13 protein-coding genes and 2 pseudogenes are annotated in these 16,925 nt (G+C 62.9%); 6 read left to right on the forward strand and 9 right to left on the reverse strand.

Features of this window, described 5'->3' with window-relative positions:
• Positions 1 to 23: 23 nt before the first annotated feature.
• The 5 genes and pseudogenes from BT183_RS02430 to BT183_RS02450 all read right to left on the reverse strand — a co-directional run bounded on the left by BT183_RS02430 (position 24) and on the right by BT183_RS02450 (position 4,717).
• Entirely contained in the window at positions 24 to 1,535 is a 1,512-nt protein-coding gene (locus BT183_RS02430) for a tripartite tricarboxylate transporter permease (RefSeq protein WP_072338807.1), read from the reverse strand.
• A complete protein-coding gene (locus BT183_RS02435) occupies positions 1,535 to 1,978 on the reverse strand; it encodes a tripartite tricarboxylate transporter TctB family protein (protein WP_072338808.1) in 444 nt (147 codons plus the stop codon). Before BT183_RS02435 ends, BT183_RS02430 begins: the two co-directional genes overlap by 1 nt.
• A gap of 49 nt (positions 1,979 to 2,027) precedes the next feature.
• A complete protein-coding gene (locus BT183_RS02440; RefSeq protein WP_072338809.1) occupies positions 2,028 to 2,987 on the reverse strand; it encodes a Bug family tripartite tricarboxylate transporter substrate binding protein in 960 nt (319 codons plus the stop codon).
• Positions 2,988 to 3,316: 329 nt separating this feature from the next.
• Positions 3,317 to 3,622: pseudogene (locus BT183_RS02445) on the reverse strand (zinc-binding dehydrogenase); the annotation flags it as partial.
• An 84-nt stretch (positions 3,623 to 3,706) separates the two neighbouring features.
• On the reverse strand, positions 3,707 to 4,717 hold the full coding sequence (locus BT183_RS02450) for a hypothetical protein (protein WP_143145626.1): 1,011 nt from the start codon (positions 4,715 to 4,717) through the stop codon (positions 3,707 to 3,709).
• A 605-nt stretch (positions 4,718 to 5,322) separates the two neighbouring features.
• Here BT183_RS02450 and BT183_RS02455 point away from each other — a divergent pair.
• The 3 genes from BT183_RS02455 to BT183_RS02465 are packed head-to-tail and all read left to right on the forward strand — an operon-like array spanning position 5,323 to position 8,551.
• Complete coding sequence (locus BT183_RS02455; RefSeq protein WP_177282357.1) at positions 5,323 to 6,840, forward strand: DUF4153 domain-containing protein; 1,518 nt, start codon at positions 5,323 to 5,325, stop codon at positions 6,838 to 6,840.
• Between the two features lie 5 nt (positions 6,841 to 6,845).
• Positions 6,846 to 7,541 carry a response regulator gene (locus BT183_RS02460; RefSeq protein ID WP_072338813.1) on the forward strand — a complete coding sequence of 232 codons (696 nt, stop codon included), beginning with the start codon at positions 6,846 to 6,848 and terminating at the stop codon, positions 7,539 to 7,541.
• On the forward strand, positions 7,541 to 8,551 hold the full coding sequence (locus tag BT183_RS02465) for a HAMP domain-containing sensor histidine kinase (protein ID WP_072338814.1): 1,011 nt from the start codon (positions 7,541 to 7,543) through the stop codon (positions 8,549 to 8,551). Before BT183_RS02460 ends, BT183_RS02465 begins: the two co-directional genes overlap by 1 nt.
• Positions 8,552 to 8,832: 281 nt before the next feature.
• Here BT183_RS02465 and BT183_RS02470 read toward each other — a convergent pair.
• Positions 8,833 to 9,483 (reverse strand): annotated as a pseudogene (locus tag BT183_RS02470) (TRAP transporter large permease subunit).
• A gap of 385 nt (positions 9,484 to 9,868) precedes the next feature.
• Complete coding sequence (locus tag BT183_RS02475; RefSeq protein ID WP_072338815.1) at positions 9,869 to 13,579, reverse strand: vitamin B12-dependent ribonucleotide reductase; 3,711 nt, start codon at positions 13,577 to 13,579, stop codon at positions 9,869 to 9,871.
• Positions 13,580 to 14,020: 441 nt separating this feature from the next.
• Here BT183_RS02475 and BT183_RS02480 point away from each other — a divergent pair, with 441 nt between their 5' ends.
• Complete coding sequence (locus tag BT183_RS02480; protein ID WP_072341410.1) at positions 14,021 to 14,404, forward strand: NADH:ubiquinone oxidoreductase subunit NDUFA12; 384 nt, start codon at positions 14,021 to 14,023, stop codon at positions 14,402 to 14,404.
• Positions 14,405 to 14,417: 13 nt separating this feature from the next.
• Complete coding sequence (locus BT183_RS02485) at positions 14,418 to 14,831, forward strand: DUF2155 domain-containing protein (RefSeq protein WP_072338816.1); 414 nt, start codon at positions 14,418 to 14,420, stop codon at positions 14,829 to 14,831.
• A gap of 69 nt (positions 14,832 to 14,900) precedes the next feature.
• Here the strand turns inward: BT183_RS02485 and fliP are convergent, their stop codons facing one another.
• The gene (gene fliP / locus BT183_RS02490; protein WP_072338817.1) at positions 14,901 to 15,605 is read right to left on the reverse strand and encodes a flagellar type III secretion system pore protein FliP; all 705 of its coding nucleotides are present in this window, start codon (positions 15,603 to 15,605) and stop codon (positions 14,901 to 14,903) included.
• Positions 15,606 to 15,720: 115 nt separating this feature from the next.
• Positions 15,721 to 16,362, reverse strand: coding sequence for a FliO/MopB family protein (locus BT183_RS02495; RefSeq protein ID WP_072338818.1), 642 nt, complete (start codon positions 16,360 to 16,362; stop codon positions 15,721 to 15,723).
• A gap of 158 nt (positions 16,363 to 16,520) precedes the next feature.
• On the opposite strand from BT183_RS02495, the gene flgB reads away from it, so the two are divergent.
• Positions 16,521 to 16,922: a flagellar basal body rod protein FlgB gene (gene flgB, locus BT183_RS02500; protein WP_072338819.1), complete on the forward strand. Its 402-nt coding sequence runs from the start codon at positions 16,521 to 16,523 to the stop codon at positions 16,920 to 16,922.
• Positions 16,923 to 16,925: the final 3 nt, after the last annotated feature.

Consider the following 16,925-nt stretch of genomic DNA (forward strand, 5'->3'; position numbering starts at 1 on the left):
AGGCCCTGGGGTTTGATCGTTGGTCATTCGGCGGGGGTGGGGAGAGGCTCCGGGGCGCCCGGCCGATAGCGGCGCCAGGTGACATAGAGCGCCCAGCCCAGCAGCAGCGCGCAGACAAGGAGCATCGACCCCGAAATCGGGCGCTGCAGGATGGTGAGGAAATCGCCCCGCGCCAGCAGCATCGCCCGGCGCAGATATTCCTCGATCAGCGGGCCGAGGATGAAGCCGATCAGAAGCGGCGCGGGCTCGTAGCCGGCCAGCTTCAGGCCGTAGCCAAGGAGCCCGAAGCCGAGCACCAGCACGACATCGGTGAAGCTGTAGGTCAGCGAATAGACCCCGACGCAGATGAAGATGATGACGGCGGGAAAAATATAGCGGTAGGGCAGCGCAAGCAGCCGCACCCAGATGCCCACGAGCGGGATGTTGAGCAGCAGCAGCAGCACGTTGCCGATCCAGAAACTGGCGATGAGCCCCCAGAACATGTCCGGATGATCGGTCATGGTGGAGGGGCCGGCATAGATGCCGTGCATCATCAGCGCCCCCAGGATCAGCGCCATCGAGGCACTGCCGGGGATGCCCATGGTCAGCGTCGGGATGAAAGCGGTCTGCACGGCGGCATTGTTGGCCGCCTCGGGCGCGGAGATGCCCTCGATGGCGCCTGTCCCCAGCTGGCGCCTGTTTTTCGAGACCTGCTTTTCCACCGTGTAGGAGAGATAGGCCGCGATGGTGGCGCCGGTGCCGGGCAGGGCCCCGATGATGCTCCCGATGCCCGACCCCCGGAAGATGGAGGGGGCGGATCGCCGCCAGTCCTCGCGGGTGGGCAGCATCGAGCGCAGCGTGATGTCCTTGGCCGTGAGGCGCGCGGTGAGCTGGTTGGCCGAGGCGAAGATTTCCGACACGCCAAACAGGCCCATGGCGAGGATCACCATGTTGACGCCCTCGAACAGCGCCATGTTGCCGAAGGTGAAGCGGGGGATGCCGCTCGAAATGTCCATGCCGACGCAGCCGATCAGCATGCCGACCACCACCATGGCGATGCCCTTGAGCGGGGAGCCCTGCGCGATGGCCGTCGCGGCGAGGAGGCCGAGCACCATCAGGGCGAAATATTCGGCGGGCCCGAAGGAGAAGGCGATCTTTACGAGGAGCGGGGAGAACCCCATCATCAGCAGGATGCCGATGGAGCCGCCGACGAAGGAGGCAATGCTGGTCATGAACAGGGCCACCCCGGCTCGGCCCTGCTGGGCCATCGGGTAGCCATCGAGGCAGGTGACGGCGTTGGAGGGAGAGCCGGGCAGGTTGAGCAGGATCGAGGCGGTCGAGCCGCCATATTCGGACCCGTAATAGACCCCAGCGAGCATGATGAGCGCTGTGGTGGGATCGAGGTAGAACGTCATGGGCAGGAGCAGCGAGATGGAGGCGAGCGTGCCCACGCCCGGCAGTACCCCGACCAGCGTGCCCAGAAATACGCCGACGAGGCAGTAAAAGAGATTGTCGGGCGAAAACGCTACGGAAAAGCCCTGGATGAGCATGTCCATCACAAGACACCCCTGATCGCGGTGAAGGGAATGCCGAGCACGAGCACGAAGACGGCCCAGACCCCGGCGGTCAGCACGGCCGAATAGACCACCACCGGCAGCGGACGGCTGCTCGCATCGGCGAAGGCCGACAAAAGCGCGGCGACGAAGGTGGCGGGGAGGAGGCCGAAGGGCCCGATCAGCAGGCCGAAAGCGAGGATCGCCGCGCTGATGAACCCGAGCGGACGCCACGCGACCTTCGCTGCGCCCAAGGTCTGCGTGCCGGCCCCGAGGAGGATGACGAGCCCGAGCCCGGCCAGTATGAAGCCGAGGACGAGGGGGAAGAAACCTGGCCCCATGCGGTGCAGCGTGCCCAGCGGGTAGCCCAGCGACAGGAGGGCGAACGTGCCCCCCAATGCGACGAGGCCCAGTGCACTCCAGAACAGTCGGTAATCCTTGATCATCTCTCGCCCCTCGATGGCGGGCCGCCGCAGGACGGGCGGCCCGGCCCGATCACTCCGGCTTGATGTTGTGGCGCACGATGATCGGGCGCCACAGCGCGTCGCTGGCATCGACGAGCGCGACGGCTTCGGCCACCGTACCCCCGAGGGGCACGAAGCCCTGTTCGACCAGCTGCGCATTGGCGCCCGGATCGGCGATGACGGCGTTGATCTCGGCATTGAGCTTGTCGATCACGGCCTGCGGCGTGCCGGCCGGAGCGGCCCAGCCCTGCCAGTCTTCCCACACGAGGCCGGGATAGCCCTGTTCGCGGAAGGTAGGCGTATCGGGGAGCGAAGGGGCACGCTCCGGCGTCGTCACCGCCAGCGGGCGCAGCGCGCCGTCGCGGATGAAGGGCAGCGCAGCCGAGAGCGTCACGAAGATGGCATCGGCATGGCCGGCCACGACATCGGGAAAGGCGGCGGTGGCATTGCGATAGACCACCGGGTTGAGTTCGATATCGGCTTCGTCCTGCAAGAGCAGCACGCCGAGCTGGCCCGTGGTGCCCCAGGAGGGCGAGGCCACCGAGATCGTGCCGGGACTGGCCTTGGCCGCCGCGACCAGATCGTCGATCGTTTCGAAGGGTTGGTCGGGATGGACGGCGAGCACCTGCTGGGAGCCGATGGCCGCGATGATGGGAACGAAGCTGTCGCGGTTGAACGGCAGCCCGGGGAACAGCGCGTCGTTGAAGGCCAGCGAACTCGAAACGGCGAGCAGCGTGTGCCCATCCGGCTTGGAGGTGGCGACATATTCGCTCGCCGGATTGCCCGCCCCGCCCTGGCGGTTCTCGACCAGCACGGGCTGGCCGATCCGCTCGGTGAGGTAATGGGCCAGCGTCCGCGAGAAGATATCGGGGCTGCCGCCCGGACCAGCGGAGACGATGATGTGGATAGGCTGGGAGGGGAAGTCCTGCGCCGTCGCGAGCGCGACGGGGAAGAGCAGCAGCGCCGCCGAGGCAAGGAAGAGGGGCTTCATGTTGGCTCCGGAAGGGATCGACAGTTCCCGGAGCATGCGGCTCAACGTCTATCTTGTCTATTGAAGCGATAGACAAAATAAACCAAAACGGCTGTGCTGCCGAGCATGCCGTTTCAGCGCGTTCGGTATGTTCGGAAGCGGCCTTGGCGCGCAGCCAATCAGCGCTCCCGCAGCCACTTTCTCCCGGCGCGCCAAGATTGAAGGGGCAGATTTATGACCGGTAGCGGAGGCGAGGGGTCGGAGTTCGGTGCGAGACCGAGACGATTGACGCGCCTCGCCGGTCGCGGAGCCGAGCGGTCCGGACCCTGCCCGCTGCCGGGGAAGGCCGATCAGGTGAGCCGGATCACCACTTTGCCTTTGGCCCGTCCCGTCTCGATATAGGCGAGCGCGTCGTTCAGCGCCTCGAACGGAAAGACGCGATCGACGACCGGTTTGATCGCACCGCTTTCGACCAGTTCGGTGATTTTCGCCAATTGGGCGCCATCTGCCTGCATGAACAGGAAAACATAGCCGGTGCCGGCCCGCTTTGCCGCCTGCCGGACCTTCCGGCTGATCAGCCGGAAGACCAGCCCGAGGACAGGATTGAGCCGCTTCTGCCGCGCGAATTCGGGGTCCGGCGGACCGGAAAACTGCAGCTTCACCCAGTTTCCCTCATTGCGCCTTCGATCGCAACGACGTTCCCGCCACCATCGGGGCGTATGCCAAGTCCGGCATGAAACTCACTGCTCCAGACCGAAAGGGCCGACCGAGGGATCACAATATGTGTATTCAGTCTCAGTAATGGGAACCTGAAGGATCTGTTCGAGCAGTGGACACATACGCCGTGGCGGCAATGACACCATCCCGAATATCGTGGCATTGCTTTCCACCTCGCGATTCATCAGTTCCTTCAAAGGGCCGACATGATCCTTGGCCGCCGGACCAGCGAATGCCAAAGCCTGCGCCATTTCATATAGTCTGTTTCTTTGATCCCACGGTACTGGCCCTCCGACGGGTAAGCTGACCAGCAGCTGGTCCATCAACAGTTCGACTTTGGCCAGAGCTTGAGGGTGACCACCCGCGACAGCGATTTGTGCAGCCCCGGTACCCATCGAATTCTCGATGGTGATCTCTGAGAAAGCTCGATCGGCATATGGCGTCGAGGCGCCTTTGATGGAGGCAAGCGTCGCCCGGGCCAAGGGGCGAAGATCACGACGCAGACTATCCGACTCTTGGGGCGTATCGCTGAATGCACTCTCAGCGACTTTGCGGGCCAGATCGGCACTCGGGCTCGGAAGTCGGCCAATCAGGGCGAACCCGAATTCAGTGAGACGACCCTTCAGGAGATGCTCGTTTTCCTGAATGTACATCTGGGCCGTTTGAAATATATTTTGGTCATCGCACAGAAAAAATACTGCTTCTTCGCCCCGCCTAATCAGAGGGCTGGAAAGCAGCCGCATCGATCCATTCCCCAGAGATCTGCTCATTTCGTGCGGAAACGCCAAAACGTCCACAGCGGTCTGCAGCAAAGCAGTTTCAGTCTCTGTTGGAGGCGTGCAGTCATCGCGACCCGCCAACTTCAGTCCGTGTGGAGGGATGGCCCGCGCAAGCTCGTAGGCCGCCAACTGCCGAATAGGCTGAGAGGGTCGCTCATTTTCCCATGAAGAACGCCCCAGAAGAAAGGCCACACTCAGGGACAATGTGGAGAACACGGCGACGACAATAGTAAAAAGCACGCGTCGAAGCGCCATCAATATCGTTATCCTCCCAGTCGCATCTCGGTATTCTGTACCGCTCTGATGATATCAGGGAAAGCGGCGATCACTTCTGAATTCAAGAGAAGTGGGAATGCAGGACCTTAAGATCGATATTCCAGAATTTGGCGGTAGCTTCGACCGCAGTAGGTCGCGAACCCGTCAGTCAGCAAATCACACAAAATCCTATGTGAAGCTGGTCTGCGGACAAGTGGCCGCAGCACGTCATTGATGTAGCCGAGACGCCAACCAGACCGACCGCTTTCGGGAAATCGCAATGTCTGCCCGAAAGGCAGAAGTTCACGGACGCGGCTGACAGGCTGCTCTTGGCCAATGAGCTCGCAGCTGATGCGCTTGGTCCTGGTGGTCTCGACCGCCACCGACCTCGATATCTCCCGATCAGCTGCACAAATTCTGCAAGCGGGGCCGTCAGTTTGGGCGGCATGCGCAGCGCTGATTGTTCATCTTTGAAATCCGGGCCCCGGCTTCCCAGCAGCATTGTGAACAATGGCTGGTGGTTGGTGGCCGAGCTCCCGATTCATGCAGGCCGGAGCGGCGGCGATCACGCTGCGCCTTTCATGTCATCGATGGAGGGGAGCCCAGTGCATAGCACGACACTAAAAGTCCAGAAGAAGCCCGGGATTATGCTCTGGGTCACGACCGTGACAATCCTGCTGGTCATCCTGATCGACATCCTGGTGTTCGCCGCGACTTTCGGCATAAATATATTCCTGACGGCCATCGCAATTGCATTGGCGATAATTTCAGTCGCTTGGCGGCGGCGTCGTTTTCTCTATGGCACCATCGGTTTCCTCATGGCACTGACCTTCTCCTTGCCGCTCATCGAGTCTGCCACGCTGCTTGGTCTCCTGCTGTCCGCTGTAGGCCTTGGTCTTTCGGCGCTTATGGCTGTGCGACTGATGCCAGCGCGGCTCGAGCATATTCCCTTGAGTCTGCTGCGATTGTTCCTGCCGGCACCCACCCGAATGGTCCGCGATGCGGTCGCTATGCGCTCGCCGATGCAGCACCAGGCGGCGCGAAAGGCCCTGCCTTGGCTGGTCGCCTGGATCGTGCCGCTTGGACTGGGCGCTGTTTTTACGTCTCTTTTCGCAGCAGCCAATCCGCTGATCGAAGCGGTGCTGTCGAAGGTGCGGCCGCAAGCCGTGCTCGAGCTTTTCGACCCCATCCGCTTTCTGTTCTGGCTTATTGTGGCTGCAGGCATATGGGCTTTGCTGCGCCCCAAATTGCTACGCAAACGCCGTCGCAAAGTGGTCGTACAGGATGCTGCGCCTAAGACCTCCGCCTGGCTTGGCAGTGCGGCCATTTTCCGCTCTCTGGTTGTCTTTAATGCTCTGTTTGCCACACAGACCATTATGGATCTTGCCTTTCTTTGGGGCGGCGTGGCTTTGCCCGACGGCATGAGCCATGCCGAATATGCCCATCGCGGCGCGTATCCTCTCATTGTCACTGCGTTATTGGCCGCCGCTTTCGTGCTGGCTGCCATGCGCGAGCGCAGTCCTGTGCGCGACGATGGAGTGATCAGGGCGCTGGTCTATCTGTTCATTGCCCAGAACATTCTGCTCTGTCTCTCAGCCATGCTGCGGCTCGAGCTTTATGTCGAAGTCTATTCGCTGACCGAGTGGCGGCTGGCTGCGGGCATCTGGATGGGCCTGGTTGCCGTCGGACTGGTGCTGATGCTGTTGCGCATCTGGCTGCGTCGCTCCAATGCCTGGCTGGTCGCCTCCAATTTTGCTGCTCTAACGATCGTACTCTACGCCTCAGCGCTGTTGGATCTGAGCTCTCATATCGCCCAGTTCAATGTCGAGCATAGCCGGGAACTGACCGGCCAGGATCTCCCGATCGACATAGACTATCTGAGCCTGCTGGGGCCCAGCGCGATTCCGGCGCTGGACCGTCTGATGCCGCGTCTGGTGCCAGGCAGCGGGCTATGGGCCAAGGCCGGCGAAGTCCGGTCCGAGTTGGTCCGGGAGTTGCGCGACCACTCCGGCGATTGGCGTGGCTGGTCCTGGCGGGCACAGCGTCTCAAGGATTACCTTGTCAGGCATGCTGTTGCTTCAGCGCTGCCAAAGCGGCAAAACGACAGGGTAGTCGTCAGGTAGGCCTCATGAGCAGCCGCATTCTCGTCGTTGACGACGAACCCCATATCCGCGACGTCATCACCTTCGCCCTCGAACGGGCCGGCATGGTCGTGACCTCAGCGCGCGATGGCGCCGAGGCCCTGATCGCCTGGCGCCGCCATGCGCCAGATCTGATCGTTCTCGACATCAGCATGCCGGAACGCGACGGGCTGGATGTGTGCCGCACGATCCGCAAGACATCGGAGGTACCGATCCTGTTTCTTTCCGCCCGCGACGAGGAAGTCGATCGCATTATCGGCCTCGAAATCGGCGGCGACGACTATGTCAGCAAGCCCTTCAGCCCGCGCGAACTTTTGGCGCGCGTCAAGGCGATCCTAAAGCGCGCCGGCGATGATTCGTCGGCGCCGTCCGACCTCCTGGTCAAGGGGGCGCTGCGGCTCGACCGTCAGGCCCATAGCGTGACCTGGAGGGCATCACCCGTCACGCTGACGCCGTTGGAGTTTGCGGTGCTCTCTACTTTGCTGGCCCGACCCGACATGGTGTTTTCGCGCGAACAATTGATTGTCTCGGCCTATGGCCCGAGCATGCACGTGTCCGACCGCACCATCGACAGCCATGTCCGCAATATCCGCGCCAAGTTCCTTGCCGCTGGCTGCTCCAATGTCATCGCCACAGTGCACGGCGTCGGCTTCCGGCTCGGCGCAATCGAGGCGAGTGCGTGATGTCCGCGCCACAGGTGCCCGTCAAATGGCGCCCGTCTATCGCGCTGGTTGCTTACGGTGTGCTGCTTGCGGTGCTTGGCCTCCCGTCGGGCCTTATTGTTCTCGTGCGGCTATTGGGCGGACGTGACCTGTCTACCCTTGAGATCGGCGTCCTCATCGCTTCACTCGTCGCTACGCTCTTGACCGCCTATGTCCTCACCCGGGCAGTCACGAGGCCGATCGAGGCGCTTGTGACCCGCACGCATCAGATTGCCGAAGGCGGGCGCAATGCCATCCGCCCGCCCGATGCCTATGGCACTGCCGAACTGGCCACCCTATCGCAGGCCTTCCTGGACCTTGCATCGCGCTTGATGCACCGAACAGATTACATGCGCACCTTCGCAGCCCATGTATCGCACGCACTGAAGTCGCCTTTGACCGCAATCCGGGGCTCCTCCGAGTTGCTGCGCGACGAAGGCGACAGCATGACGCCTGCGGAGCGGCAGAAATTCCTGGACGCGATCATCACCGAGACCGATCGGCTCACGCGCCTTGTGGCTCGACTGCGCGAACTGGCTCAGGCCGAAATGCCCATCAGCACCGGCACGACCACACTGGAGACGGTCCTGCCGGAACTGCGCGCACAATCTGGTGGTCTCGGTCTCATTGTTCTGGGTGGCGACATCATCATCCCGCTGCCTACCGAGACGCTGGGCATCGTCCTGGCCCATCTGGCCGACAATGCGGCGCAACACGGGGCGACGCGTCTCACCCTTGCCGCGAACAGACGCGGCGAATCTCTTGCCCTTACGATCAGCGACAATGGGCAGGGCATTTCCGAGGGCAATCGCGATCGTATCTTCCAGCCCTTTTTTACGACGCGCCATGACAGTGGCGGCACCGGCATGGGGCTCGACATCGTGCGGGCTCTGCTGCGGGTCCACAATGCCGATATCGCACTGCAATCATCCACAAAGGGAGCAGAGTTCCTGATCCTGACTGCGGCTCCGGCCGGCTCCTCCAGCACCTGAATCCCAGTGGCGGCGCGAAGCGGTTCAGCGCTTCGATCAGCATCGAAACCGGAACGACGAGACTTTTTGGCGTCGCGGAGACGCGAAGCCATGGCCCTTGCAATATCGTCACTGCTGTTGCCGTGCCATTCGCGCTGTGCTTCCTTCTAGCGGAACGGCGCTGCCGGATGTCTCCGCAATCTGAGCGCGACGACCAGCGGGGGGTGGCGTCCGATAACCCCCGCTGCGGAGGCATACAGCTATCCTTTGTGGCCGGTCGTCCTGTCTTCGCGAAACCCTGCTCAATAGACGGTCAAGGCCGGGATGAAGCTGACGGCCATCAGGATGCCCATTGCCACGAGGAAGAACGGCCAGAGCTCCTTGGTCGTTGCGCCCAGGCTCGCCTTGGCGATGGAGGAGGAGATGAAGAGCGTGGTGCCGATTGGCGGCGTATAGAGGCCGATGCCCAGATTGATCACCATGATCAACCCCAGTTGCACCGGGTCCATGCCGATTTCGAGCGCGAGCGGCACGAAGATGGGACCGAGCAGCAGGATGAACGGCGGCAGATCGAGGGGCATACCGACGATGAGCATAAGCGCGTTCATCAGGAGGATGATGACGATGGGGTTGGAGATATTGGCCGAGACCCAGAGCGCGAAATTCTGCGGTGCCTGGTCGAAGGTCAGAATTTAGCCCACAGCCGCGCTGCCTAGGATGACCAGCATGATCATGCCTGTGGCGAGGTCCGCCTCGACGATGTTGTCATAAAAGCGGCTCCAGCCCAGATCAAGGTAGAAGACCAGACGCAGGACGAGCGAATAGACCACGGACAGGACGGCGACTTCGGTGGGCGTCGCAAAGCCGAAGCGCAGGCCGAGGATGATCAGAACGGGCAGAATGATGGCCGGCATGGACCGCAGCAGGTGACGTTGCCCCCAACTTCTATCCAGCGTGACGTAGACTCAGGCGGTTGGTTTGGCCGCTCTGGCCTGTGTGAGCGACGGGGGCTGGTGCGGAGCCTTGCATTGAGCGCAGCGGCAGGTCAGCAGTCGACGCGGACCGGCGCCGAATAAACGATCCAGATGTCACCAGACCTCTATGGCGTTGGCTAAAGTTGGATCCTTTGAGGGTCTGAGGCCCATTCTCCGCTGCTGGCCAGGAGGGCTCTGAGGGCGTCGCAGGTCACTTTGCACGCCGGCAACGGTTGCCAAGGCGGCGATCAGGAAATTCCCAATCGAGAGCCAAGATGCGAAAAAGCCCGGAGTTCCGGGCTTTTTGCTAGGCATCAGGAAAGAAAATTTAGCGAATAGCAGCTAGTCGCTATGCTGCTTTCGGTCAGCTGCAGCCGGTGGTGGTGCCGCAGGTGTCGCATTTGAGGCAGGTGCCGTTTCGGACCATCGTGAAGTTGTGGCACTCGGTGCACTGGTCGCCGGTGTAGCCCTTCATCTGGGCTTCGGCGCGCAGGGCGGAGGCATCCTTGGACGCGGGAGGCGAGGGGATGGGGGAGAGTTCGGCGGGGGCGAAGGCGGCCGGGGCCACGGCCGGATCGGGGCGATAGGCCGTGGTGGTCTTGAGCGCCGTCACCGTATTGGCGGCAACCGCCATGGTGGGCTGGCCCTTGCCGATGCCCGGCACGAGCATCAGCGACTGATCCTTGACCCGGCCCCGCGTCATGCCGCGAGAGACCAGCGACTGCGCCGGCACCGGGGCAGGGCCGCCGGCAGGACGCGTCGTGGTTTCGGCTTCGCCCTTGCCGAGCGCGGTGCTGGTGCCCTGTTCGGGGGTGACATGGGCGAGGTCGTCGCGGTCGAGATAGGACACCGCCAGCTCGCGGAAGACATAGTCGAGGATCGAGGTGGCGTTCTTGATCCGGTCATTTCCCATGACCATGCCGGCCGGCTCGAAGCGGGTGAAGGTGAAGGCCTCGACATATTCGTCGAGCGGCACGCCATATTGCAGTCCGAGCGAAATCGCGATGGCGAAATTGTTCATCATGGCGCGGAAGGCAGCGCCTTCCTTGTGCATGTCGATGAAGATCTCGCCCAGCCGCCCGTCATCATACTCGCCGGTGCGCAGATAAACCTTGTGGCCGCCCACGATGGCTTTCTGGGTATAGCCCTTGCGGCGTGAGGGCAGCTTTTCGCGCTCGCGCCAGACCTTTTCGACGATGCGCTCGACGATCTTCTCGGCAATGACGGGCACGCGCTCGTCGACATTTTTCGCGACCAGCTGCTCGACTGCCTCGTCATCCTCGTCGTCGGCATCCGACAGCAGCGAGGAATTGAGCGGCTGGGAGAGCTTGGAGCCATCGCGATAGAGCGCATTGGCCTTCAGCCCCAGCCGCCAGGAGAGCATATAGGCCTCCTTGGCATCCTCGACGGTGGCGTCATTGGGCATGTTGATGGTCTTGGAGATGGCGCCCGAAATGAAGGGCTGGGCCGCTGCCATCATCAGGATGTGGCTTTCCACCGACAGGTAGCGCTTGCCGATCTTGCCGCAGGGGGTGGCGCAGTCGAACACCGGCAGGTGCTCATCCTTGAGGAAGGGCGCGCCCTCGAGCGTCATGGCGCCGCAGACATGGATGTTGGCGGCCTCGATTTCCTTTTTCGAGAAGCCCAGGAAGGGCAGGAGCTCGAAGGAAAAATCGTTCATCTGCGCTTCGGTGACCCCGAGCGACTTAAGGAAATCGACCCCAAGCGTCCACTGGTTGAAGGCGAACTTGATGTCGAAGGCGCTCTTGAGCCCGGCATTGAGGGCTTCGATCTTGTCGTCGGTAAAGCCCTTCGAGCGCAGGGTCGAAGGATTGACGCCAGGCGCCTGGTTGAGATTGCCATGACCGACGGCATAGGCCTCGATCTCGGCGATCTGGTCTTCCGAATAGCCCAGAGTGCGCAGGGCCGGCGGCACGGCGCGGTTGATGATCTTGAAATAGCCGCCGCCGGCGAGCTTCTTGAACTTGACCAGCGCGAAATCGGGCTCGATGCCGGTGGTGTCGCAATCCATCACGAGACCGATGGTGCCGGTGGGGGCGATCACCGAAACCTGCGCATTGCGATAGCCGTGCTTTTCGCCGAGCGCCAGCACGTCATCCCAGACCGATTTGGCACGGGCCGACAGCGGTGGATCCCCGATCGAGGCATGGTCGAGCGCCACGGGCAGGGTGTTGAGCCCCTCATAGCCCCCGGCCTCGCCATAGGCTGCGCGGCGGTGGTTGCGCATGACGCGCAGCATGTGGGGCGCATTGCGCTCGTAATCGGGGAAGGCGCCGAGTTCGGCCGCCATTTCGGCCGACGTGCGGTAGGCGACGCCGGTGAGGATGGCCGAGATGGCGCCGGCTATGGCGCGGGCCTTCGCCGAATCATAGGGAATGCCCGAGGTCATCAGCAGCCCGCCGAGATTGGCGTAGCCGATGCCGAGGGTGCGATATTCGAAGGAGCGCTCGGCGATGGCGCGCGAGGGGAACTGCGCCATCATCACCGAGATTTCGAGGACGATGGTCCAGAGCCGGGCGGCATGCTCGAAGCCGACGACATCGAAGCTCGAATCTGGGTTGCGGAAGGTCAGCAGGTTGACCGAGCAGAGGTTGCAGGCCGTATCGTCGAGGAACATGTATTCCGAGCAGGGATTGCTCGCGACGATGGGGCCGGCGGCCGGCGAGGTGTGCCAGTCATTGATGGTTGTGTGGTACTGGATGCCCGGATCGGCGCAGGCCCAGGCGGCATAGCCCACCTGTTCCCAGAGATCGCGGGCCTTCAGCGTCTTGACGACATTACCCTTGATGCGGCCGGTGAGGTTCCAGTCCCCATCATTTTCCACGGCGCGCAGGAAGTCGTCGGTGACGCGGACGGAATTGTTGGAGTTCTGGCCCGATACGGTGAGATAGGCCTCCGAATCCCAGTCGGTGTCGTAGACGGGGAATTCGAGATCGTCATAGCCCTGGCGAGCGAACTGGATGACGCGCTGGATGTAGTTTTCCGGCACGAGCGCCTTCTTGGCGGCCTTCACCTCGCGCTTGAGCGCCGGGTTCTTGAGGACGTCGAAGCAGTCCTCGCCCGAACCTTCGCAGTTGACGCAGGCCTTCATGATGGCCTTGAGGTGCCGGGACACCACCTTGGAGCCGGTGACGAGGGCCGCGACCTTCTGTTCTTCCTTCACCTTCCAGGTGATGTACTGCTCGATATCGGGATGGTCGATATCGACCACCACCATCTTGGCGGCGCGGCGGGTGGTGCCGCCCGACTTGATGGCGCCGGCAGCCCGGTCGCCGATCTTGAGAAAGCTCATCAGCCCCGAGGACTTGCCGCCGCCCGAGAGCTTTTCGCCCTCGCCCCGTAGCGCCGAGAAGTTCGAGCCCGTGCCCGAACCGTATTTGAACAGGCGCGCCTCGCGGACCCACAGGTCCATGATGCCGCCATCATTGACCAGGTCGTCATTGACCGACTGGATGAAGCAGGCATGGGGCTGGGGATGTTCATAGGCAGACTTGGACTGCACGAGCTTTTTCGTGAACGGATCGACATAGAAATGGCCCTGGCCCGGACCATCGATGCCATAGGCCCAATGAAGCCCGGTGTTGAACCATTGCGGGGAGTTGGGCGCCACGCGCTGGGTGGCGAGCATGTAGCGCAGCTCGTCAAAGAAGGTGCGGGCATCGGCTTCGCTGTCGAAATACTTGCCCTTCCAGCCCCAATAGGTCCAGGTGCCGGCCAGACGGTCGAACACCTGGCGGCTGTCGATTTCCGAGCCATAGCGCTCGGCCTCGGGCAGCTTGGCGAGCGCCTTCTCGTCGGGCACCGAGCGCCAGAGCCATGAGGGAACGTCGTTCTCCTCGACCTTCTTGAGGATTTTGGCGACGCCGGCCTTGCGGAAATATTTCTGCGCGATGATGTCGGCCGCCACCTGGCTCCAGGGCGCGGGCACGGCGATATCAGCGAGCCGGAACACGACCGAGCCGTCAGGATTGCGGATCTCGCTGGTGGCGGTCCGGAACTCGATGCCGGCGTAGGCATCCTGATTGGCGTTGGTGTACCGGCGTTCGACACGCATATTTCTATCTCGGCTTTGTGACAAGGAATCGGTTAGGGCGCAGCTCCTTCCACCATTATGCGCACAATTCCTACTAGGGGTAGCGCATTTTAGACCTCTGGGCGCTAACTATGGTGGGCTGTCGCTAGGGTGGCGGATTCTGTGAGTACATGCCCAAGCCCATGAGTGGCTTATGGAAACGGCGTAACAAGGCTGGGGAAAAGATTTTTCGGTGGATGCTGGCCAACTCGGCCAATCGCCGAGAGACTCGGGCGGATCGTAAGTCAAGATGCCTTTCTTGGTCTAAGCAAGCAGCTATGAAGGTGTGCCGGACCTCGCCCGAGCGTGAAGGGCAGCGGCCTTAGAAAACGCCCCCGACCTCTAGGCTCATGGGGAGGGAAGTGCTACATCGGGCGCCATCCGAACCCGTTTCGAGATGGACGCGCAGTGGCCAAAGACGGCATCAAGAAATTCCTCTCCGAGATTTTCGTGTGGTGGCAGGGGCAGACCTGGGGCACGCGCCTCTATCTCGCCCGGTACTTCGACCATGTGGGAACCGACCAGTTCGGCAACCGCTACTGGAAATCGCGCAAGGGCGACCGGCGCTGGGTCACCTATAACGGCTATGCCGAGGCCTCGACGATTCCGCCCGGCTGGCATGGCTGGATGCACCATCGCACCAACGTGCTGCCCACCGAGGACAACTACAAGGCCCATGACTGGGAAAAGCCGCATGTGCAGAACCTTACCGGCACATCGCTGGCCTATCGCCCCGAAGGCAGCATGCTTGCCAGCGGACAGCGTCCCCGCGTCACCGGCGATTATGACGCCTGGTCGCCCGAGTGATCGCGCCGGCCCGATGGCTTTTCGCGTCCTGAGACCTCTTTTCGCCGCGCTGGTGGTGGGGCTCGGCTGTGCCGCGCCCGCCGTGGCGCAGAGCATCGCCAACCCGGTCGCGACCTTTTCCGGGCTCGACAAGATCACGGCCCGGATCACGACCTTCGATGTCTATATCGACGAGACGGTGCAGTTCGGCGCGCTGCAGATCACTCCGCGCGCCTGCTATACGAGGCCGCCCACCGAGACGCAGCGCACGTCAGCCTTCATCGAGGTTGACCAGGTGAGCCTGCGGGGCCAGATCACCCGGCTCTTTACCGGCTGGATCTTTGCAGACAGCCCGGCGCTCAACGCCATCGATCACGCCGTCTATGACATCTGGCTCCTCGAGTGCAAGCAGCAGACCGACGTGCCGCCGCCCCAGGCGCGGAACTGACGGCAAAACTGATTTCCAAGACCAAACGATCCTGAGCCTGCGCCGCGCGCGGGCTCGGTTGGCGCTAGCCTATGTGCCGACGAAGCTGCGGACCAGCGAGCCGGCAACGAGGTTCCAGCCATCCACCAGCACGAAGAAGATCAGCTTGAACGGCAGCGAGATGACGATGGGGGGCAGCATCATCATGCCCATCGACATCAGCACCGAAGCCACCACCATGTCGATCACGACGAAAGGGATGAAGAGCAGGAAGCCGATCTCGAAGGCGCGGCGCAATTCCGAGATCATGAAGGCCGGAACGAGGATGTTGAGCCCAACCCGCTCGCCTTCGGCCGGCGCCTCGGCCTCGGCCAGATCGAGAAACAGCATCAGATCCTGCTCGCGCACATTGGCCAGCATGAAATCATGCAGCGGCGCCGAGCCGCGTTCGAAAGCTTCCTCGAACTGGATGGTGCCGGCGATCAGGGGCGCCACGCCCTCGTCATAGGCGCGCTGCAGTGTGGGGCCCATGACGAAGATGGTGAGAAAGAGCGCCAGCGAAATCATCACCGAATTGGGTGGCGCGGTCTGAAGGCCGATGGCGGTGCGCAGAAGCGAGAGCACCACCACGATGCGCGTGAAGCTCGTGACCATCACGAGGATGGACGGGGCAAGCGACAGGAGCGTCACGAGCCCGATGAGCTGCACGGCCCGTTCGGTGAGGCTGGCATCGGTGCCGAAATCGATGGAGATATCCTGCCCCAAGGCGATGGCGGGCACCAAGAGGCCAGCCATCAGCACGACACCGGCCAGCGCATGCCGTCGCCCGGAGCGGGGTGCCGCGCTGCGTTCTGCCGATCCGGTCACGAAGCCTTCTCCAGTCCCCTGATTGGCGCGATTGCCAGCGGGACTAGCTCTGCCTTTTAGCTGAGTCGGGGCTGGCCGCTTCCGCATTCTCGGGCGCAGGCGCAGGCCGTACGGGCTCGCCACGGCTGGCTGGCCGCATCAGGCCGGTATGGCGGAGGGAGAAGGGCGGGCGCTGGGATGCCGGCCGGCTGAGTTCGCGCAGGGCCTCGACGGTGCTGCCCGGCGTCACGGTGACGGGCGTCGCAGGCTGGGCCGCGACGGGCACGGGGGCCGGAGCCGCAGCGACCTTTGCGGCAGGGCGGGGGCCGAAGGGGCGTCGCGCCTGACGCTCCTCAGGCTTTTCCGCAGGCGCCTCGCCCGGGCGCGCCGGATTGCGGCGGGGCAGGGTGGGGCGATCAACCGCGATGCCGGTTTCGATCACCACATCGTGCGGGCCGCCGGTGAGCAGCAGGTGCTCGACATTGTCGCGCCGGATGATGACCAGACGTCGGCGCGTATCGACAGCGACCGTATCGATGACGTGGAGCCGCCTGTTGCGCCCCCGGCCCATGCCGGCCGAGACGCGCGAGATGAATTTGAGCCCCCACAGCCCGAGCACGATCAGCACCAGCACGATGGCGAGCGCAAAGATTGTGGTCACCAGCGCGTTGCCCGAACCGCCGAATAGGCTCGTCAGAAACTGCATGGCATGCTCCTTCCAGGGGTGGAGGGCGGCAAGTGTTGCCCAGTATAGCGCACAAAATCCGCGGATTGCGAGGCCGCAGGCTTTACGCGGCGCAAAGTTAACGGGTCGTTAACCATGCGGCCGGCAGAATTTGCCGAGTGCTGCAAGGGGATTCGTCCATGGGTTTGAGTGCTATGCCGCTATTCGCCGCTTTGGGCGAGAAGATGCAGTGGCACCAGGTGCGGCAGGGCATACTGGCAGAAAATGTCGCCAATGCGGAGACGCCCGGCTATCGCGCCCGCGATATTGAGCAGTTCAGCGTCAGCGAGGCGAGCGGGCGCAGCAGCGTGCAGTTGACCACGACCCGTGCCGGCCACCTCGCAGCGGTGGGATCGGCGGGCGATGGCCGCTGGAGCACCGCGCGCGACGAGGGCTTCGAAGTCACCCCCAACGGCAATGGCGTGTCGCTAGAGGACGAGATGATGAAGGTCACTGCCAACCAGATGGACTACCAGACCGCCGCCACCCTCTACACACGCTCGATGCGGCTGATCCGCACCGCGCTGGGCCGTCAGGCCTGATTT

The sequence above is a fragment of the Devosia enhydra genome (assembly GCF_900119845.1).
GTDB lineage: Bacteria > Pseudomonadota > Alphaproteobacteria > Rhizobiales > Devosiaceae > FPKU01.